Genomic DNA, 498 nt, shown 5'->3' on the forward strand with positions numbered 1-498 from the left:
GGGTTCGGGTTTTCGATCTGGTTCGCGGGCGGCGTGGCCACGGCGCCGGCGTTGTTGAAGAACGGCGAATCGGCGGTCGCGATCGAGAAGAAGTTCGCGCCCGTGCCGCCCATGATCGACTGGCGGTACTTGTCGCTGATCGCGTAGGTCTGCGCGAGCGACTGGAAGTACGGCGCATCGCCGGTGGACATGTTCATGAAGCCCATCAGCTCACCGCCCTGCGACGGGTTGCTCGGCGTGATGCCGCTGGTGTCGCCGCCCTGGCCCACCGTGGTGGCCACCCAGGTGAACATGTCGTGCTTGCTGTTGTCGCCGCCCGTCTGCTGCCACATCTGGAAGAAGCGGTGCACCGGGTCGCCCGTCATCGTGAACAGCGTCAGGCCGAACGGCTCGAGCTGCGTGATCTCCTGCGCGTAGGGCACGTACTTGCTGATCTGGAACGGGCCGTTCGGCAGGTTCGCCGGGAAACGCGTGTCCGCCACGCCGGTGCCGGTGCCG

1 protein-coding gene is annotated in these 498 nt (G+C 66.7%); it reads right to left on the reverse strand.

The features are described from left to right. The coding region (locus tag HW466_RS31270; protein WP_279610400.1) for an alkaline phosphatase family protein at window positions 1–498 on the reverse strand (498 nt) is incomplete at both ends.

It is taken from the genome of Burkholderia territorii, assembly GCF_902833055.1.
In the GTDB taxonomy this organism is placed as follows: Bacteria; Pseudomonadota; Gammaproteobacteria; order Burkholderiales; family Burkholderiaceae; genus Burkholderia; species Burkholderia territorii.